This window comes from Pseudarthrobacter arbutini (assembly GCF_054510915.1).
In genome coordinates this window covers 1-21,497 of the sequence record NZ_JBTNDQ010000007.1, presented here as the reverse complement: position 1 = coordinate 21,497, position 21,497 = coordinate 1, and the positions used below count along the sequence as shown (strand labels likewise).

Sequence of the window (21,497 nt, the reverse complement as noted above, 5' to 3'; positions counted from 1 at the left end):
TGGGTAAGATGAAAAGGCGCCGAATGGCGCACTGCCAGCGTGCCGCCGTCGTACTTTCCGGTACTGACCGTCCTGGCGGCTGAAGTTGTCTTCAAAGGAGCTCCGTGTCTGCAAATCCGATTCGTGTTGCCATCGTTGGTGTGGGTAACTGCGCCGCCTCGCTCGTCCAGGGCGTGCAGTATTACCGTGACGCCGATCCCCAGGCCACGATCCCGGGTCTGATGCACGTGGAGTTCGGCAAGTACCACGTCAACGATGTCCAGTTTGTTGCCGCTTTTGATGTTGACGGCAAGAAGGTGGGCGTGGACCTCGCCGACGCCATCCTGGCCAGCGAGAACAACACCATCAAGATCGCCGATGTGCCCCCCACCGGCGTGACCGTCCAGCGCGGCCACACCCTGGACGGGCTCGGCAAGTACTACCTCGAGACCATCGAACAGTCAACCGAAGAGCCCGTTGACATCGTCGCCGCGCTCCGCGAATCCAAGGCCGACGTTATGGTCTGCTACCTCCCGGTTGGTTCCGAGGATGCTGCCCACTTCTACGCGCAGGCTGCCATCGACGCCGGCGTGGCGTTCGTCAACGCCCTCCCCGTGTTCATCGCCGGCACCAAGGAATGGGCCGACAAGTTCACCGCCGCCGGCGTCCCGATCGTGGGCGACGACATCAAGAGCCAGATCGGTGCCACCATCACGCACCGCGTTATGGCCAAGCTCTTCGAAGACCGCGGCGTCACCCTGGACCGCACGTACCAGCTGAACGTCGGCGGCAACATGGACTTCAAGAACATGCTGGAGCGCGACCGCCTCGAGTCCAAGAAGATCTCCAAGACCCAGGCCGTGACCTCCAACGTTGAAGCCGACATTGCACCGCGCAACGTCCACATCGGCCCGTCCGACTACGTCCAGTGGCTCGACGACCGCAAATGGGCCTTCGTCCGCCTCGAGGGCCGCAACTTCGGTGACGCCCCCGTGTCGCTGGAATACAAGCTCGAAGTCTGGGACTCACCCAACTCCGCCGGCGTGATCATCGACGCCATCCGTGCCGCCAAGATCGGCCTGGACCGCGGCATCGGCGGCCCGCTGCTCTCCGCCTCCAGCTACTTCATGAAGTCCCCGCCGGAGCAGTTCAACGACGACCTCGCCCGTGAAAAGGTAGAGGCCTTCATCCGCGGCGACCTGGAGCGCTAACCAAGCTCCACCCCCTAGTTGCTCTATCAGTTGTAGTCGTCAAATCTATGGTTTGGCGACTACAACTGATAGGGCAACAGGCATTTAAGAGGACTGGAGCGTAAGCCGGACCTGATTGACGGCACGGCGGAGGTCGTGAGCCAAATCGTCCCCGTTGAATTTGAAGTACCTCCAGCCGGCGGCATTGAAGAGTTCGTCGCGGCGATTGTCGCGCGACTGCTGCTCGCGGGTCAGGTGATGGCCGCCGTCGTACTGTATGGCGATCCGCTGGGCGCGGTAGCCCAGGTCTGCCGCCGGCGAGTAGGGGTCAGACTCCACAATCCGCAGTTGCAGTTCCGGCTCCGGCAGGCCTGCGGAAGTCAGAGCGAGGCGTAGGAACGTCTCGGGGGCGGAATCGGCACCGGAACGGATGAGTTCGGCGGCCTCCCTGGCCTTCACGATACCTTTGAGCTTCGGGTGCCGCCTCAGCATTTCGTGCAGCTCGGGAAGCGTTGACCAAGTCGCCAGCCGGGCTTCGAGGCCGGGCCGGGGCTGACGGATCAGCTGGTCACCAACAGCCACCAGATCCTCCAGCGGTATGAGGCTGGCAAGGTCAAGCCAAGTCCGGGCCGGGGTGGAGATCCGCATCCCGTCCAGCACCATGACCTCCCCATCAAAGGCCAGGACAGTGTGGCCGACTACACCCTCGCGCCGCACAGGCGGCAGGTTCCTGGGCTTGCTCAAATGGAGTTCCCGGCAGTCGCGGAACCAGGTAGGAAGCCAGAGCCCGAGCACGACGGCGGCCGTCAGATGCGAGATCCAGGCGCCCGGTGTGGCAGCTGAGAGTGCCCTGGCAAGTCCTCGGATCTCAAAGTCCCAGCCCGTGGGCAGATACAGCAACCGTCCGGCTGAGGCGAGGTCGGAGGAACGAAGTCTGCCGCTGCTCAGGTTGGCAGCTCGCGCCTCATGGACAGTGAACGGAACGGACGTAAGGTGATCCGGCAGTGGCGAGGATGGGCGCATGTGCACCATTGTTGCCCGAAGCCAATCTTTCCCGCAGAAGTTATCCACAGGCTCAGTTGCTCTATCACTCGTGGTCGCTTTGCCCCCGGAATAGGACCTCAAAGTGATAGAGCAACGTGTGGTGGATTTGAAGGGAGGGGAGGGCAGGCGCGGTCAGGAGAGGCCTACCGGGTTGCCGGCGTCGTCCACGTCCATGCGCATGGCGGCGGGGGCGGCGGGAAGGCCGGGCATCGTCATGACGGCACCGGTCAGGGCCACGATGAAACCTGCGCCGGTCTTGGGGATGAGGTCGCGCACATGGATAGTGAAGCCCTTGGGAGCCCCCAGCCGGGAGGCCTCATCGGTGAAGGAATACTGGGTCTTGGCCATGCAGACGGGCAGCCCGGTCCAGCCGTTCTTTTCAATCTCGGCCAGGCGCTTCAGGGCAGGGACGGAGAAGTCCACGCCGTCGGCCCCGTAGATCTCCTGCGCAATGGTCCGGATCTTCTCCTCCACAGGCAGGTCCAGGGGATACAGATGGTGGAAGCTGTTCGGCGCAGCAACCGCTGACGCTACCTTCGCGGCCAGCTCGTCTCCGCCGTCTCCGCCACCGCCCCGGCCCCAGACGTCCGCCACGGCGGCCTGGACGCCCTCCGCCGCACACCATTCCAACAGCCAGTCCAATTCCTCCTCGGTGTCGGACGAAAACCTGTTGATGGCCACGACCGGTGCCACCCCGAACTTCTCCACGTTGTGTAGGTGCCGCCGGAGATTCGCGACGCCGGCCTGCAGCGCCTCGAGGTCGGGTTCCGTCAGCCTGTCCTTGGGCAAGCCGCCGTGCATCTTGAGCGCACGGACGGTGGCCACCACCACCACGGCCGACGGCGCCACGTCCGCGATCCGTGCCTTGATGTCCATGTACTTTTCGGCGCCGAGGTCGGCGCCGAAGCCGGCCTCGGTGACCACGATGTCCGCGAGCCGCCGGGCCGTCTGGGTGGCGATCAGCGAATTGCAGCCGTGCGCGATGTTGGCGAACGGCCCGCCGTGGACCAGCGCGGGAGTGCCGGCGATGGTCTGCACCAGGTTGGGCTTGATGGCTTCCTTCAGGAGCAGGGTCAGGGCACCCTGGACGCCGAGGTCCGCCACGGTGACCGGATCCCGCGAGTACGTGTAGCCGAACGTGATCCTGCCCAGGCGCTCGCGGAGGTCAGCCAGGCTGGTGGCCAGGCAGAAAACCGCCATGATCTCCGAGGCCACCGTGATGTCGAAGCCGTCCTGCCGGGGGACACCTTGGGTGGGCCCGCCGAGGCCGATGATCACCTCGCGGAGCGACCTGTCATTCATGTCCAGGACCCGCTTGAACGTCATCCTCCGGGGGTCGATGTTCAGCTCGTTGCCCTGGTAGATGTGGTTGTCCACGAGCGCCATCAGGGCATTGTTCGCAGACGTCACAGCATGGAAATCACCGGTGAAGTGCAGGTTGATCTCGTCCATCGGCAGCACCTGGGAGTAGCCGCCCCCGGTAGCCCCGCCCTTCATCCCCAGGACGGGGCCCAGCGACGGTTCCCGCAGCGCGATCATCACCTTGTGCCCGGCCCGGGCCAGCGAATCGGCCAGACCCACCGTGGTGGTCGACTTCCCCTCACCGGCGGGCGTGGGCGACATCGCCGAAACCAGCACTACCTTCCCGGCGGGCTCCGGCGCCGCCAGGAGGGAAGGATCTACCTTCGCCTTGTACCGCCCGTAGAGTTCCAGCGCGGCGGCGTTGATGCCGGCGGCAGCCGCAATCTCCTCGATGGGCCTCATGGTGGCCTGCCGTGCGATCTCGAGGTCACTGAGGGAATTCCGTTCAGACATCCTTGTCCTTTTGGTTAGGTCGGGGTACTAAAGGCCGACGGCGGCTGCCCGTCTCTAAGGTGCCGGCACCGCCGGGATCAGCCGGCTGGCCAGCTGCTGTTCGACGGCGGCGTGGTACGTTTCCAGCGTGATGGCGGCCGTGCGGTTCCACCCCAGGTTCTCCGCCCGGATGGCCGCGGCCCGCCCCATGTCGGCACGGGTGTCCGGATCGTCGTACATCGCTTCGAGCGCGTCCGCCCAGTCCTTGGCATGGTGCCCGTCCACCAGCAGCCCGGTCCGACCATGGCAGATGGCGCGGGACAGCCCGCCCACCCGGGTGCCCACCACGGGCGTCCCGCAGGCCTGCGCTTCGATGGCCACCAGCCCGAACGATTCGCTGTAGGAAGGCATCACCACAACGTCGGCCGCCCGGAACCAGGACGCCAGGTCAGCCGCGCTGACCGGGGGAAGGTGCGTGACGACGTCGTCCATCCCAGACTCAGCGATGAGGTGCCGGAGGTTGAAGTCCTTGTTGCCGCTGAGGGCGCCCAGGATGGTGAGCCGGAGATCGATCTCGGGCCGCCGGGCGCGCAGCAGGGCCGCGGCCTTGAGCAGGACCTGCGGGCCCTTCAGCCGCTGGATGCGGCCGGCGAAGACCAGGTGGAACGTCTCCGGCGAAACACCCCGTTCGGCCCGGGACCGCGCGCGGAAGGCGGGAGTGAAGGTGCTGAGGTCCACGCCCGGCGGTGCGACGTCGATCCGGTCGTAATCGGCATCGTAGTGGGACACCAGCTCTTCGGCTTCGGCGGTGGTGTTGGCGATCAGGCGGGCGGCGCCGTCGACGATCCGGTGCTCGCCCTCTTCGCGCCGCCGCGGCTCGGGCTGTTCGCCTGACTCCAGCAGGAGGTTTTTGACTTTCGCCATGGTGTGCATGGTGTGGACCAGCGGCACACCCCAGAGCTCCGAGAGCTCCAGGCCGGCGATCCCGGACACCCAATAGTGCGAATGGATGACGTCGTAGCGGCCGTGCGGCTGGCGCTGGCGGATCTGCTCGATCTCGGCCACCATGTGGTGCAGCAGCCCCGGCAGTTCTTCCTTGGGGATCTTCCGCGGCGGCCCGGCCAGCACGTTGTGGACGCACACGCCGGGGTCCGGATGTTCGACGGCGGCCTGCTTGGCTGACGTGGAGCGCGTGAAGATCTCCACCTCTACGCCGGTCTCGGCGAGCGCGGAGGCCAGTTCCCGGATGTAGACGTTCATGCCGCCGGCGTCGCCGGAGCCTGGCTGCTCCATCGGGGAGGTGTGGAGGGAGAGTAACGCGACCCTGCGGATCAATGTCATGGCTTCTCCTTCCCACCGCTGGCGCGGCGTGGGCCCCGCTGTTGCCCACTCGGTAAAACACTACTCCAGCCGCTCCCGGGCGGCCTCCCGGCACGTGGCCGGCTGCTAACGTGGCGCGGGTGAATGCAGCCACAACACCGCACAGTTCCGCAGAATATTCGATCCCCCCCGCCACGGACGCCGACTGGCCCGGCATGTGGGCCGTATCGGAGCCAGTCATCCGGTCGGGCGAGACGTTCACCTGGGACCGGGACACAACTGAGGCCGACGCCCGGGCCCGCTGGTTCAAGGATGCCCCCGGCCAGGCGTTTGTGGCCGTGACGGCCGACGGCGGCGTGATCGGCACCGGCGAGCTGCATCCCAACCAGGGCGGCGCGGGCAGCCACGTGGCCAACGCCGGCTACATGGTCCACAGCGGCCACGGCGGCAAAGGCGTGGCACGGGCTTTGTGCGCATACTCCCTGGAGGCGGCCCGGGACGCGGGCTTCCGTGCCATGCAGTTCAACGCCGTGGTGGAAAGCAATGTCCGCGCGGTGGCCGCCTGGCAGGGGATGGGCTTCGAAATCCTCGCCACCATTCCCGAGGCGTTCAAGTACCCGACGCTGGGATACGTTGGCCTGCACGTGATGTACCGGAAGCTCTAGCCGCGCCAAAGCTCCAGCAGCGAAGGGAACGCGCGCTCGTAGCCGGCCAGCAGCTTGGCGCCGAGGGCAGGGGAGTCCACCAGGGGATGCCGGCCGAAAGCGTCGACGGCGGCCGCCCGGTCTCCGTGCGTCGCTGCCCGGACGGTGAGCCGCTCAACGTCCTTGACGCGCTGGAGGAGGGTGAGTTGCTCCGGTCCCGGGGCTGACTGCGGAAGCGGCACCGCGCCGTGGGGCGTTACGGTGCAGGGGACTTCGACGACGGCGTCCGCCGGCAATCCCGGAATGGCCGGTTCCGGGGTGGTGCTGCCGGGGGCGGTCGCCCCGCCAGGACCGGACGGAAGCGTGTTGGGGGTGTTGAGGATGAGCTGGGCGTCCCCGGCCCCCGCCAACGCGCGCATCACCGCCAGGGCGACGCGTTCGTAGCCGCCGCCGGCGAGGTCGTCCTCGTCGCGCTGCTCGCCGTGGGTCCGCGCCTCGGCGAGGTAGCCTTCCTCGCGCGAGCGCCGGGCGGCGTCCCACAGTCTGTAGGCATCCATTCCGGCTGAGGCGAGCAGCGGGTACAGCTCGGCCTGCTGGTGGTGGATGGACTCGCCGCGGGTCTGGGCCATGGCGCGCATGGCCTCCGCGGCGCTCTCCCGCTGGTAGTAGTAATAGAGGTATTCGTTGGGCAGGGCGCCAAGGTTTTTGAGGAACGGCTGCGGGAAGAGCCGGCCTTCCTCGAAGGTAATGAGGGCAGCGGCGTTTGACAGCAGTGCGGGCAGCAGATCCTGGCCGCCGGCCTCCAGCCGGTAGAGCCAGCCCAGATGGTTCAGACCGTAGTAGCCCACGCCGTCGAGCGTTCCGTCCGGCAGCGGCAGGCCGGCGGCGCGGGCCGCCCGGTGCACCAGCCCGCCGGCGGAATCGCAGATCCCGATGACCCGCTGGCCAAGGACCGGCAGCAGGGCTTCGGTGACCATGCCGGCCGGGTTGGTGAAGTTGATCAGCCAGGCGTCCGGGCAGAACTCCTTCATCTTCCGCGCCAGATGCAGCATCTCGGGGATGGTTCGCAGGGCGTAGGAGATGCCGCCCGCGCCGGTGGTTTCCTGGCCGAGGAGGCCAAGGTCCTGGGCCACCCGTTCGTCCTTGATCCGGCCGGCCGTGCCGCCGGGACGGATGGCCGCGAACACCAGGTCCGTACCCGCCAGGGCCTCCGGCAGGGACGTGGTGGTGCGCACTGCGGGCGGCTGGGCACGCGCGTTGGCGCCGGCGGCAGCACCGCCGTCGGACTCCGGCATGGCGCGCAGAACCGCTCTGATGGCGCTGAGGCGGGCGGGGTCGACGTCGAACAGCACCAGTTCGCTGACCAGCCCCGCAAACGCGCCGGACGCCAGAGCCCGGTACACAAGCGGCACGCGGAATCCGCCGCCGCCGGCAATCATAAGCCGCATAGTCAGCAGTCTAGGGCGCCGCCGGGCGCGCCCCTACCGTGGGGCCGCGGCAGGGCGTAGTCTGCCGGACATGGACGCTATTCCGGACCGCCGCTTCGATCCGCTCTCAACCGTCCGCACACCGTCCGACGGCGGGTTCGACCTGCTCCTGGCCGGCACGGTTTTCCAGGACATTATCTTCACGGGCCTGCCGCACGCGCCCGAGCCGGGCACGGAAATCTGGAGCGAGGGCATGGGCAGCTGCCCCGGCGGCGTCGCGAACCAGGCCATCGCCGCGGCGAGGCTGGGACTGCGCACGGGGCTGGCTGCCGCCTTCGGGGACGACGGCTACGGGGACTACAACTGGAAGATCCTGGCCGGGCAGGAACACGTGGACCTGAGCCTGTCCCGCCGCATCCCGGGGTGGCATTCCCCGGTCACAGTCTCGCTCAGCGTCCAGAACGACCGTTCGCTGGTGACGCATGGCCACCCGGCCCCCGTGACGTCGTCGGAACTGATCGGTTCGCCGCCGCAGGCGCTCGCCGGCATTGCCGCATTGGACGCTGAGATCGAGCCGTGGGCGGTGGCCGCGCACCAGGCGGGGGTCAAGCTGTTCGGGGACGTGGGCTGGGATCCCAGCGGGGAGTGGGCTCCGGTGCGGCTGGAGAACCTGCAGTATTTCCATGCTTTCCTGCCCAACCAGCGTGAGGCCATGGCGTTCACGGGGAAGGACAATCCGTGGTCCGCGCTGTACGCGCTGGCGGACCGCGTGCCCGTGGCCGTGGTGACGCTCGGTGCGCAAGGTGCGATGGCCGTGGACTCGGAAACCGGGGAGGAAGAGTGGGTGCCGTCGTTGCCGGTGGCCGCCTACGATCCCACCGGGGCCGGCGATTGCTTTGACGCGGCCTTCATCGTGGGCAGCCTGGCCGGCTGGCCGCTGGGCAACCGGCTCCGCTTTGCCAACCTCTGCGCCTCCCTGGCCGTGCAGGAGGTGGGTGGATCGCTGGCGGCGCCTGGCTGGGGAGACATCGCCGACTGGTGGAAGCGGGCCAACTCCCGGCCGGAACGCCAGAGCAGCCAGTGGCTTCGCCGCTTCGGTTTCCTGGAAGACATTGTCAGCGACGTCCCGCTGGCAGCGCAGCGCCGGGCCACCGCCACCATCGCGCACCTGTCCGACGCCTGAGCGCAGCGCGGGGGGGCGCCCGGACAGTGCGCCCGGAACGCGGCGCGATTATCCCGCCCCGAGCCCCCGCACTAGAATCACTAGGGTGACTTATCCCGTAACAACCGGTGACATCAGCGCGGCCTCAGGACCTGATCCTCTGTACGAGCGGTCCGCCGTCATCGACCTGGACGCCATCCGCCACAACGTGCGGCGGCTGGCAGCCGCGGCCTCACCCGCCAAGGTCATGGCCGTGGTGAAGGCCGACGCCTACGGACATGGCGCGGTTCCGGTGGCCCGGGCCGCCCTCGAAGCCGGCGCATCCTGGCTGGGCGTCGCACATATCTCCGAGGCGCTGGCGCTGCGGGCCGCGGGCATCGACGCCCCCCTGCTGGCCTGGCTGCACACGGCGGAAAGCAACTTCGCCGCAGCGGTGGCTGCCGGCGTCGACATCGGCTGCTCCGGCTGGGAACTGGACCGGATTGTGGCCGCCGCGCGTGACCAGGAACGTCCCGCGCGGATCCACCTGAAAGTGGACACGGGCCTGGGCCGGAACGGCGTAGCGCTCGATGCCTGGGACCAGCTGCTGGGCGAAGCCATGGAGTACCAGGACCAGGGCCTCCTGCGTGTGGTGGGCATCTTCTCCCACCTGTCCGTGGCAGATGAACCCGAACGGCCGGAAACCGATGAACAATTGGCGGCCTTCCGCGAGGTGCTGGCTGTGGCCGAGGACGCCGGCGTGGACGCTGAAGTCCGTCACCTGGCAAACACCCCCGCCACGCTGTCCCGCCCCGATACACACTTTGACCTGGTCCGCGTGGGTCTGGGCATCTACGGTCTCTCGCCCTTCGAAGGCCAGACGTCCGCCGAACTGGGCCTCCGGCCCGCGATGACGCTGCGCACCCTGGTGTCCCAATGCAAGCAGGTCCCCGACGGGCAAGGCGTCTCCTACGGCCTGCGCTACCGCACCAGCGGCCCCAGCACCCTGGCGCTGATCCCGCTGGGCTACGCCGACGGTGTGCCCCGCATTGCCACCGGCGGTCCCGTCCGGGTGGCTGGCCGGACCTATCCCGTGGTGGGCCGGATCGCCATGGACCAGATGGTCATCGACCTCGGCAACATCGGCCCCGCCGGCGCGGAGCTCTTCGGCGCCGAGGCGGTGCTGTTCGGCAACGGGGACGACGGCGGGCCCACGGCGGATGACTGGGCGATCGCCGCCGGCACCAACAACTACGAGATCGTGACCCGGATCAGCCCGCGGGTGCCGCGCCGGTACATCAACGACAGTCCCGCCGTCGAGCAGGCAACGCCGTGAGCGTGCTCACGGCAGAGATGCCCACCTGGGAACAGACGCTGAGAGTCACGACGGCGGATGAGACGCACGCGCTCGGTGCCGCTTTAGGGGCCGAGCTGCAGGCCGGGGATCTGTTGGTGCTGACCGGCGAGCTGGGCGCCGGGAAAACCACCTTCACGCAGGGGCTCGGCGAAGGCCTGGGCGTGCGCGCAGGAATTATTTCGCCCACGTTTGTCCTGGTCCGCATCCATCCCAACCTGCCCGACGGCCCGCGGCCCGGTGGCCCTGATCTGGTGCACGTGGACGCGTACCGGCTGGGATCGGCGTCGGAAATTGACGATATTGACCTGGAAAACACGCTGGACTCGTCCGTGACCGTGGTGGAATGGGGGCGCGGCCGGGTGGAGCACCTGAGCGAGAGCCGGCTGGAAGTGGACCTGCACCGGGCGATCGGACTGGACGCCATAGGCGCCGCGGAACCAATGCCCGGCCACACCGAAATCCTCGACTTTGACACAGAGGACTTCGACGAGCCCCGCACCATCGTGCTGCGCGGGTTTGGTCCCCGCTGGAGCACCAAGCCTGTCCTCGGCGGCGCCTTCGAAGGGACACCGTGATGCTCATTCTTGCCATCGACACCTCCGCCGTGGCCAGTGCGGCACTCGTCTCGGACGACGCACTCGAAGGCGTGGTGGCCAGCTTCTCCACCGAGGACACGCGCAGCCACGCCGAAGTGCTTGCACCCGGCATCGAGGACCTGCTGGCCTCTGCGGGCGTCACCGGCCAGGACATTGACGCGATCGTGACAGGCGTGGGCCCCGGCCCGTTCACCGGCCTGCGCTCGGGGATCGCAACCGCCCGGACGCTCGCCTTCGTCTGGGACAAACCGCTGTACGGGCTGATGAGCCTGGACGCCGTGGCACTGGAAGTGGCTGAGTCCACCGATGCCGCGGCCGAATTCCTGGTGGTCACGGATGCCCGGCGCAAAGAGGTCTACTGGGCGCGGTACAGCCTCGCCGACGGCCAGTTGCCGCAGCTCGAGGACGGCCCGCACGTCAGCTTCGCGGCCGACCTTCCGGACCTCCCGGCCTACGGCGCCGGCGCCGGACTCTACAGTGACGTGCTGCGCGCAGACCCGGGCTTCAGCAACGAACAACCGGACGCCCTCTACCTCGGACAGTTCGCCTTGGCCCGGCTGGCAGCCGGCGGGCAGCTGCTCGACTCCACACCCCTGTACCTCCGGGAATCGGATGCCCAGGTCCCCGGCCCACGGAAGCGGGCCCTATGAGCATGCCGACCAGCGCTGACGGAGTGGTGTTCCGGGACATGACCCTGGAGGACGTGCCCGCTGTGGACGCCCTCGAACAGCGGCTGTTCCCTGCGGACGCGTGGCCGCTGCACATGTTCCTGTCCGAACTGTCCCAGCCGGAAACGCGCCGTTACCTGGTGGCGGAAAGCGGTGGGAGCATCGTGGGCTACGCCGGGCTGATGTGCATCGAGCCCATCGCGGACGTCCAGACCATCGCCGTCGTGCCTGAATTCGAAGGCCGGGGCATCGGCTCTACGCTCCTGACCAGGCTGATCACGGAAGCCGGTCTCCGCGGGGCGGCGGACGTCCTCCTGGAGGTCCGGGCCGACAACCCGCGGGCCCAGCAGTTGTATGTACGTTTCGGCTTCGAACAGATCCACGTCCGCCGCGGGTACTACCGCGACGGCGTTGACGCCCTCATCATGCGGTTGCAGCTGGCCCCCGAAGGCGCACCAGCCGACGCCGCACCAGGTCACACACCAGCCCAGGATCACACAGCAGAAGCAGGCCAGCCATGAACCGCTCGCAGCCCCTGGTGCTGGGCATCGAATCCTCCTGCGACGAAACCGGCGTCGGCATCGTCCGCGGCACCACGCTGCTCACCAACACGGTGTCCTCCTCGATGGACGAGCACGTCCGCTTCGGCGGCGTGATCCCCGAAATCGCCTCTCGCGCACACCTTGACGCCTTTGTGCCCACCCTGCGCCAAGCCCTGGCCGACGCCGACGTGTCGCTGGACGACGTGGACGCCCTTGCCGTCACCTCCGGGCCCGGGCTTGCGGGCGCCCTGATGGTGGGGGTCTGCGCGGCTAAGGCCCTGGCCGTGGCCACCGGCAAGCCGCTGTATGCCATCAACCACCTGGTGGCACATGTCGGCGTCGGACTGCTGGACGGAAACCCCGACGGCGGTGCTGCCGCCGGCCGCGGGGCCGGCCGTCCCGCCAGTCTGGCCGCAGGGCTCGGCCACGGTGGCCGTCTCCCGGAGAACCTGGGCGCCCTGCTGGTCTCCGGTGGGCATACCGAAATCCTGAAGATCAACAGCATCACCAGCGACGTCCAGCTCCTCGGCTCCACCATCGACGACGCCGCCGGCGAGGCCTACGACAAAGTGGCCCGCATCCTGGGCCTTGGCTACCCGGGCGGCCCGGCCATCGACAGGCTGGCCCGCACCGGCAACGCCAAAGCCATCCGTTTCCCGCGCGGCCTCAGCCAGCCCAAGTACATGGGCACTGCCGAGGAGCCTGGAAAACACCGCTACGACTGGTCCTTCAGCGGCCTGAAGACGGCGGTGGCGCGGTGTGTCGAGCAGTTCGAGGCCCGCGGCGAAGACGTGCCGGTGGCCGACATCGCCGCAGCCTTCCAGGAAGCAGTGGTGGATGTGATCACGTCCAAGGCCGTCCTGGCCTGCCGGGAGCACGGCATAAAAGACGTTCTTTTAGGCGGGGGCGTGGCGGCCAACTCCAGGCTGCGCGAACTCACCGGCCAGCGTTGTGCGTCCGCCGGAATCAGACTCCACGTGCCACCGCTTGACCTGTGCACGGACAACGGCGCCATGGTGGCGGCACTCGGTGCACAGCTGGTGATGGCCGGGATCGGGCCCAGCGGCATCCGCTTCGCCCCGGACTCCTCGATGCCCGTCACCGCGGTTTCCCTCCCCGCCTGACCCGACTGCCGAAAACCCAACTTGCTCTATCAGTTCTGGTCCCCAAACCGCCGGGTTAGGGACCACAACTGATAGAGCAACGGGTGGGATTTAGCCCGTCGGGCCGTTCCGCATCTGCTTGACCAGGTCCAGCACCACGGCCTGCAGGTCGCCGCCGTGCTCTGCAGCGACGCGGCGCTGCCGCTGGTACCCGGCGCCGCGGCGGATGATCTTCTCGACGTCGGCCAATTCGTCGGGGCAGCCGAGCTTCGCGGCCACCGGCTCAAGCCGGTTCAGGGTCTCCAGGAGGTGGTCGGTGACCAGCTGTTCGTTGCCGGCGGCGTCGAGGATGATGATGGCCTCCATGCCGTAACGGGCGGCACGCCACTTGTTCTCCTGGATGTGCCACGGCGGCATGGTGGGGATGGTGCCGCCGTTGTCCAGGGTGGTGGAGAATTCATCCACCAGGCACTGGGTGAGCGCGGCAATCGCTCCCACCTCCTCCAGCGTGGCCAGGCCGTCGCAGATGCGCATTTCGATGGTGCCGAGGTTGGGAACGGGCCGGATGTCCCAGCGGATCTCGGACAGTGTGTCGATCACGCCGGTGGTGAACATGTCCTGGACGTAGGACTCGTATTCGTTCCAGGACGGGAACTGGAAGGGCAGGCCCGCCGTCGGCAGCTGCTGGAACATCAGGGCGCGGTGCGATGCGTAGCCGGTGTCCTCGCCGCCCCAGAACGGGCTCGACGCCGAGAGCGCCTGGAAGTGCGGGAAGTAATTGACCAGGCCGTCCAGCACGGGGAGTGCCTTTTCGCGCCGGTCCAGGCCCACGTGGACGTGCACGCCGTAGATGACCATCTGCCGGCCCCACCACTGGGTGCGGTCGATCAGCTTGGCATACCGGGCCTTGTCCGTCACGGGCTGCAGCTGCGGCGGGCTGAACGGGTGGCTGCCGGCGCAGAAAACCTCCACGCCCATGGGATCGGTGATTTCGCGCACCGCAGCCAGGGACCGGCTGAGGTCTTCCTTGGCTTCGGCGGCAGTCTCGCAGATGCCGGTGACCAGCTCCACGGTGTTGAGCAGGAGTTCCTGCTTGATGTGCGGGTGTTCGTCGTCTTCGTTGAGTTCGGGGTGCTTGGCAACCACGCCACTGAGCACTTCGTTGGCTACCGATGCCAGTTCGCCGGTCTGGCCGTCCACCAGGGCCAGCTCCCATTCCACACCAAGAGTTGATTGCTTCGATGAAGCGAAATCAATCTTCATGCGTTCCCCTAACTGTTCAGATATCCCTGGGCACGCGCCGCATTCAAGTCTAATGCAGGGGTAGCATCGTCTTGATGGCCTTGTTCCTTTGGACCCGTGACAGTATTCACAAAACCACCCTCCTTATTGCGGCCGCTGCCGTGGCCGCCCTGACTGCCTGCACGGCGGTTCCCGCCACCGCCCCGGCGACCTCCGGCCCTGCGCCGGCCTCAACCCCGGAATCAGAGCGGCCGACGACGGCACCTCCGTCCGCTTCTCCCTCACCTGACCCCGGGCTGCTGCCGCTGGGCTGGGGCCCCGAGCAGCGGGACCAGGATGTCGCCGCGGCCGCCGTGGCGGCGATGTCGGTCGAGGAGAAGGCCGGCCAGGTGCTGATGCCCGTGTACGCCGGCACGGACGCCGAAGCCCAGGCCGACACAATTGAGCGCCTCCATCTTGCCGGGTCCATCATTATGGGCGACAACATCCCGCTCGACGCGCGCGGTCAGGCGGATCCGGCTGCCATGACTGCTGTCAACGCCCGGCTGGCCCAGGCCGCCAAGGCCGACGGCAGGCCCTGGCCCGGGCTCATCGGCCTGGACCAGGAGGGCGGGATTGTGGCGCGGCTGGGTGCGCCCCTGACCGAATGGCCAACGGCCCTGAGCTACGGGGCTGCCGGCAATGCGCCACTCGCCAAGGACGCCGGCCGCGCCCTGGCCGCGGAGATCGCGTCACTGGGCTTCACCGTGGACTTCGCCCCCGATGCGGACGTGACCATCGGCCCAGCAGATCCCACCATCGGTGCCCGGTCAATGTCCGGCAACCCGGACGCAGCGGGAGCGCTGGCGGTGGCGTTTTCCCAGGGCATGCAGGAGGCCGGAGTCCTGCCCGCCGTCAAGCATTTCCCCGGCCACGGCTCCGTCACCGTTGACTCGCACCAGGACCTCCCGGTGCAGCCCGCGGGCATCGCGGAACTCGAAGCCCGGGACTGGAAGCCGTTCCGGGCGGCCATCGCCGCCGGTATGCCCATGGTCATGACCGGGCACATCGCCGTACCGGCCTTGGAACCCGGCGTCCCGGCGTCGTTGTCCGGCCCCACCTATGCTGCGCTGCGCGGCATGGGCTTCAAGGGTGTGGCCGTGACCGATGCCCTCAACATGGGCGCAGTCCAGCAGCAATACCCGGGTGGCTCCGCAGCAACGGCGGCGCTCGCCGCGGGCGCGGACCTGCTCCTGATGCCCACGGACGTGGGGCAGGCCCACGCAGCCATCGTTAGCGCTGTCGCGGCCGGAACACTGCCGGCGGCCCGCCTGGACGAAGCAGCTGTTCGCGTGGCCACCATGATGACCTGGCGCGGCCGCGTCACGTCGCCGCCTGCCGGGTCGACCCCCGCCAGCGCAGCCCCCGGCAGCGGCGCCGACATCTCGGCGCGGGTCTCCGCGGCCGCCGTCACGGTGCTGTCCGGACACTGCGGCGCGCCAATCGTCGAGGGAAGCATCCGGATTGCCGGCGGATCAGCGCAGGACCGGGCGCGGTTTGAGGCTGCCGCAGCGAAGGCCGGGCTCGGCACCGGGGCGGGCCCCCTGGTCAGCCTCATCGGTTACGCCAGTCGGCCGGTTGGGGGCGATATCGCCGTGGCACTGGATGCGCCGTGGCCGCTGCAGGATTCCACTGCCCCGGTGAAGATTGCGCTGTACGGCCGCACGCCTGGCGCTTTTGACGCCCTCGTTGCCGTGCTGGCAGGCAAGGCAACTGCCCCGGGAAAGCTGCCCGCCGCCGTCGGAAGCTATCCAGCCGGGACGGGCTGCCCGTAACTTGGCCCGCAACACATCGCCGAATCGGTCAGCGGCGGTTTAATGGACAGGTGCCCATTCTGAATAAAGACATGACCCTGTGTATTTCGCTGTCGGCCCGGCCCAGCAACAACGGGACGCGGTTCCACAACCACCTCTACGACCAGCTGGACCTGAACTGGATCTACAAGGCCTTCGCCCCCACCGACCTGGCCCAGGCGATCGCCGGTGTCAGGGGCCTGGGAATCCGCGGCTGTGCGGTGTCCATGCCGTACAAGGAGGACGTGATGGCCCTCGTCGATGAGCTGGATCCTTCCGCTAAAGCCATCGATTCGGTCAACACCATCGTGAACACTGACGGGCGTCTGTTGGCCTACAACACCGACTACACCGCCATCGAGCAGCTCCTTGCAAGCAACGCCGTGCCCACGGACTACTCGGTGCTGGTCCAAGGTGCCGGCGGCATGGCCAAGGCCACCGTCGCGGCCCTGCGGGACGCCGGCTTCACGGATGTCACCGTCATCGCCCGGAACGAAGACACCGGCCGGGTGCTCGCTGAGCAGTACGGGTTCCAGTGGCGGGCAACGCTCGACGTCGGGACGGCGGACCTGATCATCAACGTCACGCCTATCGGTATGGCAGGCGGCCCGGAAGTGGACTCGCTGTCCTTCCCGGAAGCTGCGATCGCGGCAGCCAAGGTGGTCTTCGACGTCGTGGCGCTGCCTGCGGAAACGCCGCTGATCAAGGCGGCCCGCGCCGCCGGGAAACAGGTGATCACGGGAGCCGAAGTGGCCACCATCCAGGCGCTCGAGCAGTTTGTGCTCTACACCGGTGTCCGGCCCACCGACGAGCAGGTCCGGGCCGCCGAGGACTTTATGCGCGCCCAGTAAGGCCGGGCCTCAGGACCGTTCGCTGCCTTAGACAGGTTCCACCGAGATGGCCACCCGGTCCTCCCCAATGCGGGTTAGGACCAGGGTGGCTGTTTTTTGTCCGGCCTTCTTCCCGGCCACCTTGCTTCCGGCGAACAGCTGCTTGCGCAGTTCCTCCGGAGTTACTGAGGTGCCGCGCTTTTTGATGTCCAGCACCGTGATGCCGTTCTCCTTCACCCAGGCCTTGAGCGCCTTGACGTTGTACGGCATCACTTCCAGGACCTTGTAGGCGCGGGCGAACGGCGTGTCCACCAGCTCCGGAGCGCAGATGTAGGCGATGTGCTCGTCCAGCAGGTGCCCGCGCAGTTGAAGCGCGACGTCGGCCACCAGTCCGGCGCGGATCACCGCGCCATCGGGCTCATACAGGTAGCCCTCTGCCGGACCCACCGGCGCGGCGGGACCGCCGTCGAAGTCTTCAGCGCTGGTCAGCTCGGCGGCACCCTGCGGGCCGAGCAGCAGCGCCGCCCGGCGGATTCCGGGCCGGCGCACGGAGTTGAACCACAGGGCCACCTCGGTGACGTCGCCGCCCACCGATACCCACTGCGCCTCGCAGCCGGCGGGAACTGACTCGTGCGGCATGCCGGGGCCCATTTTGACGCCAACGGCGCGCCCGGTGGCCGCGAGCGATTCCACAAAGGACAGCGGCGGCGAAAACGCCTCAGGATCCCAGATCCGTTTTGTACCCGACGTGGAGGTGACCCGGCGTGCGGGATCCAGCCAGACGCCGTCGACTCCGTCCAACGGGACGGTGGTGGCGTCCGAGTGCACCACGGTGGCGTTGGGGAAGGGGATGAGGTTGACCGTGGCGCAGGCGGCCGTGGTTTCGTCCATTTCCACGGCCGTGACCGTGATGTCCATCGATGCCAGTGCCAGGGAGTCCGCGGCAAGGCCGCAGCCGAGGTCGGCCACGTGGCGGACGCCGGCCTGCGCAAAGCGCTCGGCATGCCGAGCAGCAACAGTGAGGCGCGTGGCCTGTTCCAGCCCGGCCTGCGTGAAGAGCATGCTCCGGGCGAACTCGCCGAACTTCAGCTCGGCCTTGGTGCGGAGCCGGGACTGGGTGAGGACGGCGGAGACCAGTGCGGGGGAGTGCCCGGCCTTGCGGAGGGCCGCGTTGAGCTCGAAGGACTTGTCCTCGCGGTACGGGCCCAGGGACGCCAGGAGCTCCCAGCCTTCGCTCGTGAGCAGTGGGGCGATCTGGTCCTGCGGTGCTTGAGCCATGGGTTCAAGCCTAGTGGAGGTAGCCCGGCGGCCAGATCCGGCTAGGGTTGAAGGCATGGAAGACAGCGCAGGCACCCAGCCGTCCGGACTACCCCAAGCCAGCAACCCGGACCTGGTGAAGTTCGCCCGCCCCGCGCTGATTGCAGGATCCGCAGTGGCCGTGGTCTGCGTCGCGCTGCTCGTGATCATCTTCTTCCTGGACACGTTCAACGCCACTGTCTACTCCGTGGGCGGCAAGAACATCCAGGACGTCACGGACGAGGCAGGGGAGATCCGCGGCCTCTACGCCGGGGCGCGCATAGGCGGCATCATCTTGCTGGTGGTCTCGCTGCTGGCTGCCGTGGGCGGCGCCGTGGTGCTGTACCTGCGGCGGGGCACCCTTGAGGAAGGGGACGACGGCGACGAGGACGTCGATCTCGAGGACCTCACCGGCCGGTAACAGCTGTTCGCCGGCGACATAATTCTGGCACTCGCCTTGACCGAGTGCTAACCAATACATAGAGTCATCATTAGCACTCTCCCTAGGAGGGTGCTAACACATGAAGAGCTGCCAGCCAGGCTGCTGCCGGCACCGCGACGACGGTTTGCCAGCCACGGCGAAGCAGCTCAACTGTCCATGAATTTGCTGACGTAGAAGGAGAGGTCCGAGTGTCGGTCTCTATTAAGCCTCTTGAGGATCGTATTGTTGTCCGCCCGCTCGAAGCCGAGCAGACCACGGCTTCCGGCCTGGTTATCCCGGACTCCGCACAGGAGAAGCCGCAGGAAGGCGAAGTTGTTGCAGTAGGCCCCGGCCGCTTTGACGACAACGGCAACCGCGTTCCGATCGATGTTGCCGTTGGCGACGTTGTTATCTACTCCAAGTACGGCGGAACTGAAGTCAAGACCGGTGGCACCGAGTACCTCGTGCTCTCCGCCCGCGACGTTCTGGCGATCGTCGTAAAGTAACTCTTTGGATCCCCGTACTGCTGTTCCGTCCCTGACCGAACAACAGTGCGGGGTTCTGTCTTTGAAAGGACAAAACCATGGCAAAGCAGCTTGCGTTTAACGACGCTGCACGCCGGTCGCTTGAAGCCGGCATCGATAAGCTCGCCAACACTGTCAAGGTGACGCTCGGCCCCCGCGGCCGCAACGTTGTCCTCGACAAAAAGTGGGGGGCACCCACCATCACCAATGACGGCGTCACCATCGCCCGCGAAATTGAGCTTGATGACCCGTACGAAAACCTTGGCGCGCAGCTGGCCAAGGAAGTAGCCACGAAGACCAACGATGTTGCCGGCGACGGCACCACCACGGCCACCGTGCTCGCCCAGGCCCTGGTTAAGGAAGGCCTGCGCAACGTTGCGGCGGGCGCCGCTCCGGGCCAGATCAAGCGTGGCATCGAGGTTTCCGTAGAAGCCATTGCAGCCCGCCTGCTCGAGAACGCACGCCCGGTTGAAGGCACGCAGGTTGCCAGCGTGGCAGCAATCTCGGCCCAGAGCGACGAAATCGGCGAGCTCCTCGCCGAGGCATTCGGCAAGGTCGGCAAGGATGGTGTGATCACCATCGAGGAGTCCTCCACCACGCAGACCGAGCTGGTCCTCACCGAAGGCATGCAGTTCGACAAGGGCTACCTGTCCCCGTACTTCGTGACCGACTCCGAACGCCAGGAAGCCGTCCTCGAAGACGCCCTTATCCTGATCAACCAGGGCAAGATCTCCTCCGTGCAGGACTTCCTGCCGCTGCTGGAGAAGGCGCTGCAGAGCTCCAAGCCGCTCTTCATCATTGCCGAAGACGTTGAGGGCGAGGCCCTGTCCACGCTGATCGTCAACCGCATCCGCGGCACGCTCAACGTTGTTGCCGTCAAGGCTCCGGGCTTCGGCGACCGCCGCAAGGCCATGCTGCAGGACATCGCCACCCTCACCGGTGCGCAGGTCATCTCCGCGGAACTGGGCCTCAGCCTGGATTCGGTTGGCCTTGAGGTGCTGGGTACCGCCCGCCGCATCACGGTCACCAAGGACAACACCACCATCGTTGACGGCGCCGGTTCCGCAGAAGACGTCGCAGCCCGGGTTTCCCAGCTGCGCGCCGAGCTGACCCGCACCGACTCCGACTGGGACCGCGAAAAGCTCCAGGAGCGCCTGGCCAAGCTGGCCGGCGGCATCGGTGTCATCAAGGTCGGCGCAGCCACCGAAGTTGAGCTGAAGGAAAAGAAGCACCGCATCGAAGATGCGGTGTCCTCCACCCGCGCCGCCCTCGAAGAGGGCATCGTGGCCGGTGGCGGTTCCGCACTGATCCACGCACTGAAGGCCCTCGACGAGGACCCTGCAGTCAAGGCACTCGAAGGCGACGCCGCCGCTGCTGTGGGCATCGTCCGCCGCGCGCTGGTCCAGCCGCTTCGCTGGATCGCCCAGAACGCCGGTTTCGACGGCTACGTTGTCACCGCCAAGGTTGCCGAGCTCGAAACCAACAACGGCTTCAACGCCAAGACGGGCGAGTACGAGGACCTGATCGCCGCCGGTGTCATCGACCCGGTCAAGGTCACCCGTGCAGCCCTGCGCAACGCGGCATCCATCGCTGCGCTGGTTCTCACCACCGAGACCCTCGTAGTGGAGAAGCCCGCAAACGAAGACGAGCACGCAGGCCACAGCCACTAATCCCCACCGTCCCCTGACGGTGAGGGCTTAGAGCCTCCGCACAAAGTCTCCAAACAAAGAACCGGTCCAGCTTCCGCTGGGCCGGTTTTTTGTGCCACAAATCAATCGCGGTGAGCTTTCCCGCACTATGCGCCCGGCATGTCCTGTGTTTCAACGTCGCCCGCACGCTCGTAGACCAGCGACACCGCCCCCTTCGGGAAGCTGCGCGCCGGCTCGGCGAGGCGGAAGGACGCGGGAATGGTCCCGGCGTCGAAGAGGCGCTTGCCCTGCCCGAGAGTGATCGGATAGAGCCAGAGGTGGAGGCGGTCGATCACGTCTGCCGCCAGCAGTGAACGGATGAGGACGCCGCTGCCGAACATGTGCACCTGGTTGTACTCCTCGCGGAGCCGTCCCGCGGCCGTGGCATCAGGGAGCACCGTGGTGCCCGCCCAGCTTGGATCGGTCAGGGTGCCGGAGACGACGAATTTGGGCACCCGGTTGAGTGTCCCGCCGATGTCGTCAGACTGGTGCGGCCAGTAGGCCGCGAAGATGTCGTAGGTTTTCCGGCCGAGGAGCAGGGCGTCGATGAGGGCGATCTCGGCGCCAATGGCCGCGTCGGCTTCGTCGTCGGACACCGGCATCTGCCAGCCACCGAAGGCGAAACTGCCCTCGGTGTCCTCCTTGCTACCGCCGGGCGCCTGGTAGACGCCGTCGAGAGTGATGAACAGGTTCGCGACGATGATGCCCACGCGTCCATTCTGGAACGGCGTCCCGGTGCTGTCCAGCCTTCGCGTTGACTCATGGAAGATGCGCGCGTAGTGGGTATCGAAGAATCATTTGGTAATGCGCGCGTAGCGGGGTGTCTGCGGCTGCCGGTTCGCCGGTGGGGGTAGGGCTG

General features: G+C 67.3%; 20 protein-coding genes. 13 read left to right on the top strand and 7 right to left on the bottom strand.

Translation table 11 applies throughout. The features are described from left to right. Positions 1 to 104 precede the first annotated feature (104 nt). Entirely contained in the window at positions 105 to 1,190 is a 1,086-nt protein-coding gene (locus tag ACX80V_RS09400) for an inositol-3-phosphate synthase (protein ID WP_485842936.1), read from the top strand. A gap of 84 nt (positions 1,191 to 1,274) precedes the next feature. Here the strand turns inward: ACX80V_RS09400 and ACX80V_RS09395 are convergent, their stop codons facing one another. The 3 genes from ACX80V_RS09395 to mshA form a co-directional block, all read right to left on the bottom strand. Then, positions 1,275 to 2,192: a DUF559 domain-containing protein gene (locus ACX80V_RS09395; protein WP_485842935.1), complete on the bottom strand. Its 918-nt coding sequence runs from the start codon at positions 2,190 to 2,192 to the stop codon at positions 1,275 to 1,277. Positions 2,193 to 2,345: 153 nt separating this feature from the next. Further along, positions 2,346 to 4,028, bottom strand: coding sequence for a formate--tetrahydrofolate ligase (locus tag ACX80V_RS09390; protein ID WP_485842934.1), 1,683 nt, complete (start codon positions 4,026 to 4,028; stop codon positions 2,346 to 2,348). 54 nt (positions 4,029 to 4,082) lie between these two features. After that, the gene (gene mshA, locus ACX80V_RS09385) at positions 4,083 to 5,348 is read right to left on the bottom strand and encodes a D-inositol-3-phosphate glycosyltransferase (RefSeq protein ID WP_058931769.1); all 1,266 of its coding nucleotides are present in this window, start codon (positions 5,346 to 5,348) and stop codon (positions 4,083 to 4,085) included. A gap of 119 nt (positions 5,349 to 5,467) precedes the next feature. Here mshA and ACX80V_RS09380 point away from each other — a divergent pair, with 119 nt between their 5' ends. Next, positions 5,468 to 5,992, top strand: a complete 525-nt coding sequence (locus ACX80V_RS09380; RefSeq protein ID WP_485842933.1) for a GNAT family N-acetyltransferase — start codon at positions 5,468 to 5,470, stop codon at positions 5,990 to 5,992. Here ACX80V_RS09380 and ACX80V_RS09375 read toward each other — a convergent pair. Next, complete coding sequence (locus ACX80V_RS09375) at positions 5,989 to 7,419, bottom strand: family 4 glycosyl hydrolase (RefSeq protein WP_485842932.1); 1,431 nt, start codon at positions 7,417 to 7,419, stop codon at positions 5,989 to 5,991. The two genes, ACX80V_RS09380 and ACX80V_RS09375, sit on opposite strands and share 4 nt — an antisense overlap. Before the next feature lie 70 nt (positions 7,420 to 7,489). Between ACX80V_RS09375 and ACX80V_RS09370 the strand changes: the two genes are divergently transcribed. The 6 genes from ACX80V_RS09370 to tsaD all read left to right on the top strand — a co-directional run bounded on the left by ACX80V_RS09370 (position 7,490) and on the right by tsaD (position 12,826). Further along, positions 7,490 to 8,581: a carbohydrate kinase family protein gene (locus ACX80V_RS09370; RefSeq protein ID WP_485842931.1), complete on the top strand. Its 1,092-nt coding sequence runs from the start codon at positions 7,490 to 7,492 to the stop codon at positions 8,579 to 8,581. 85 nt (positions 8,582 to 8,666) lie between these two features. After that, on the top strand, positions 8,667 to 9,875 hold the full coding sequence (alr, locus tag ACX80V_RS09365; RefSeq protein WP_485842930.1) for an alanine racemase: 1,209 nt from the start codon (positions 8,667 to 8,669) through the stop codon (positions 9,873 to 9,875). A gap of 17 nt (positions 9,876 to 9,892) precedes the next feature. Then, positions 9,893 to 10,471 (top strand): tRNA (adenosine(37)-N6)-threonylcarbamoyltransferase complex ATPase subunit type 1 TsaE, encoded by a 579-nt coding sequence (gene tsaE / locus ACX80V_RS09360; RefSeq protein WP_485843070.1) that lies wholly within the window; start codon positions 9,893 to 9,895, stop codon positions 10,469 to 10,471. Continuing rightward, positions 10,471 to 11,142 carry a tRNA (adenosine(37)-N6)-threonylcarbamoyltransferase complex dimerization subunit type 1 TsaB gene (gene tsaB, locus ACX80V_RS09355; RefSeq protein ID WP_058931774.1) on the top strand — a complete coding sequence of 224 codons (672 nt, stop codon included), beginning with the start codon at positions 10,471 to 10,473 and terminating at the stop codon, positions 11,140 to 11,142. The genes tsaE and tsaB overlap by 1 nt, the downstream gene beginning before the upstream one ends. Next, a complete protein-coding gene (gene rimI / locus ACX80V_RS09350) occupies positions 11,139 to 11,681 on the top strand; it encodes a ribosomal protein S18-alanine N-acetyltransferase (RefSeq protein WP_485842929.1) in 543 nt (180 codons plus the stop codon). Before tsaB ends, rimI begins: the two co-directional genes overlap by 4 nt. Next, positions 11,678 to 12,826 (top strand): tRNA (adenosine(37)-N6)-threonylcarbamoyltransferase complex transferase subunit TsaD, encoded by a 1,149-nt coding sequence (gene tsaD, locus ACX80V_RS09345; RefSeq protein WP_485842928.1) that lies wholly within the window; start codon positions 11,678 to 11,680, stop codon positions 12,824 to 12,826. Before rimI ends, tsaD begins: the two co-directional genes overlap by 4 nt. 90 nt (positions 12,827 to 12,916) lie before the next feature. Here the strand turns inward: tsaD and ACX80V_RS09340 are convergent, their stop codons facing one another. Beyond that, complete coding sequence (locus ACX80V_RS09340; protein WP_485842927.1) at positions 12,917 to 14,068, bottom strand: glutamate--cysteine ligase; 1,152 nt, start codon at positions 14,066 to 14,068, stop codon at positions 12,917 to 12,919. 341 nt (positions 14,069 to 14,409) lie between these two features. On the opposite strand from ACX80V_RS09340, the gene ACX80V_RS09335 reads away from it, so the two are divergent. Both ACX80V_RS09335 and ACX80V_RS09330 read left to right on the top strand, forming a co-directional pair. Continuing rightward, entirely contained in the window at positions 14,410 to 15,861 is a 1,452-nt protein-coding gene (locus ACX80V_RS09335; protein ID WP_485843069.1) for a glycoside hydrolase family 3 protein, read from the top strand. A gap of 50 nt (positions 15,862 to 15,911) precedes the next feature. Further along, positions 15,912 to 16,730, top strand: coding sequence for a shikimate 5-dehydrogenase (locus tag ACX80V_RS09330; protein WP_485842926.1), 819 nt, complete (start codon positions 15,912 to 15,914; stop codon positions 16,728 to 16,730). 27 nt (positions 16,731 to 16,757) lie between these two features. Here ACX80V_RS09330 and ACX80V_RS09325 read toward each other — a convergent pair whose 3' ends face one another. After that, the gene (locus ACX80V_RS09325; RefSeq protein ID WP_056344184.1) at positions 16,758 to 17,987 is read right to left on the bottom strand and encodes a class I SAM-dependent methyltransferase; all 1,230 of its coding nucleotides are present in this window, start codon (positions 17,985 to 17,987) and stop codon (positions 16,758 to 16,760) included. Between the two features lie 55 nt (positions 17,988 to 18,042). Between ACX80V_RS09325 and ACX80V_RS09320 the strand changes: the two genes are divergently transcribed. From ACX80V_RS09320 to groL, 3 genes are all read left to right on the top strand, one after another. Beyond that, positions 18,043 to 18,426 (top strand): hypothetical protein, encoded by a 384-nt coding sequence (locus ACX80V_RS09320; protein WP_485842925.1) that lies wholly within the window; start codon positions 18,043 to 18,045, stop codon positions 18,424 to 18,426. Between the two features lie 209 nt (positions 18,427 to 18,635). Continuing rightward, positions 18,636 to 18,932, top strand: coding sequence for a co-chaperone GroES (groES, locus tag ACX80V_RS09315; RefSeq protein WP_018773735.1), 297 nt, complete (start codon positions 18,636 to 18,638; stop codon positions 18,930 to 18,932). 77 nt (positions 18,933 to 19,009) lie between these two features. Next, entirely contained in the window at positions 19,010 to 20,620 is a 1,611-nt protein-coding gene (groL, locus tag ACX80V_RS09310; RefSeq protein WP_058931792.1) for a chaperonin GroEL, read from the top strand. Between the two features lie 125 nt (positions 20,621 to 20,745). Here the strand turns inward: groL and ACX80V_RS09305 are convergent, their stop codons facing one another. Beyond that, positions 20,746 to 21,348 (bottom strand): dihydrofolate reductase family protein, encoded by a 603-nt coding sequence (locus tag ACX80V_RS09305; RefSeq protein ID WP_058931793.1) that lies wholly within the window; start codon positions 21,346 to 21,348, stop codon positions 20,746 to 20,748. Between the last annotated feature and the right edge of the window lie 149 nt (positions 21,349 to 21,497).

Excerpts from the sequence above, each read along its gene's own strand:
- ACX80V_RS09395 (WP_485842935.1), bottom strand. The coding sequence starts at position 2,192 with ATGCGCCCATCCTCGCCACTGCCGGATCACCTTACGTCCGTTCCGTTC.
- ACX80V_RS09390 (WP_485842934.1), bottom strand. The coding sequence starts at position 4,028 with ATGTCTGAACGGAATTCCCTCAGTGACCTCGAGATCGCACGGCAGGCC.
- mshA (WP_058931769.1), bottom strand. The coding sequence starts at position 5,348 with ATGACATTGATCCGCAGGGTCGCGTTACTCTCCCTCCACACCTCCCCG.
- ACX80V_RS09375 (WP_485842932.1), bottom strand. The coding sequence starts at position 7,419 with ATGCGGCTTATGATTGCCGGCGGCGGCGGATTCCGCGTGCCGCTTGTG.
- ACX80V_RS09370 (WP_485842931.1), top strand. The coding sequence starts at position 7,490 with ATGGACGCTATTCCGGACCGCCGCTTCGATCCGCTCTCAACCGTCCGC.
- tsaE (WP_485843070.1), top strand. The coding sequence starts at position 9,893 with ATGCCCACCTGGGAACAGACGCTGAGAGTCACGACGGCGGATGAGACG.
- tsaB (WP_058931774.1), top strand. The coding sequence starts at position 10,471 with ATGCTCATTCTTGCCATCGACACCTCCGCCGTGGCCAGTGCGGCACTC.
- rimI (WP_485842929.1), top strand. The coding sequence starts at position 11,139 with ATGAGCATGCCGACCAGCGCTGACGGAGTGGTGTTCCGGGACATGACC.
- tsaD (WP_485842928.1), top strand. The coding sequence starts at position 11,678 with ATGAACCGCTCGCAGCCCCTGGTGCTGGGCATCGAATCCTCCTGCGAC.
- ACX80V_RS09340 (WP_485842927.1), bottom strand. The coding sequence starts at position 14,068 with ATGAAGATTGATTTCGCTTCATCGAAGCAATCAACTCTTGGTGTGGAA.
- ACX80V_RS09335 (WP_485843069.1), top strand. The coding sequence starts at position 14,410 with ATGTCGGTCGAGGAGAAGGCCGGCCAGGTGCTGATGCCCGTGTACGCC.
- ACX80V_RS09325 (WP_056344184.1), bottom strand. The coding sequence starts at position 17,987 with ATGGCTCAAGCACCGCAGGACCAGATCGCCCCACTGCTCACGAGCGAA.
- ACX80V_RS09320 (WP_485842925.1), top strand. The coding sequence starts at position 18,043 with ATGGAAGACAGCGCAGGCACCCAGCCGTCCGGACTACCCCAAGCCAGC.
- groL (WP_058931792.1), top strand. The coding sequence starts at position 19,010 with ATGGCAAAGCAGCTTGCGTTTAACGACGCTGCACGCCGGTCGCTTGAA.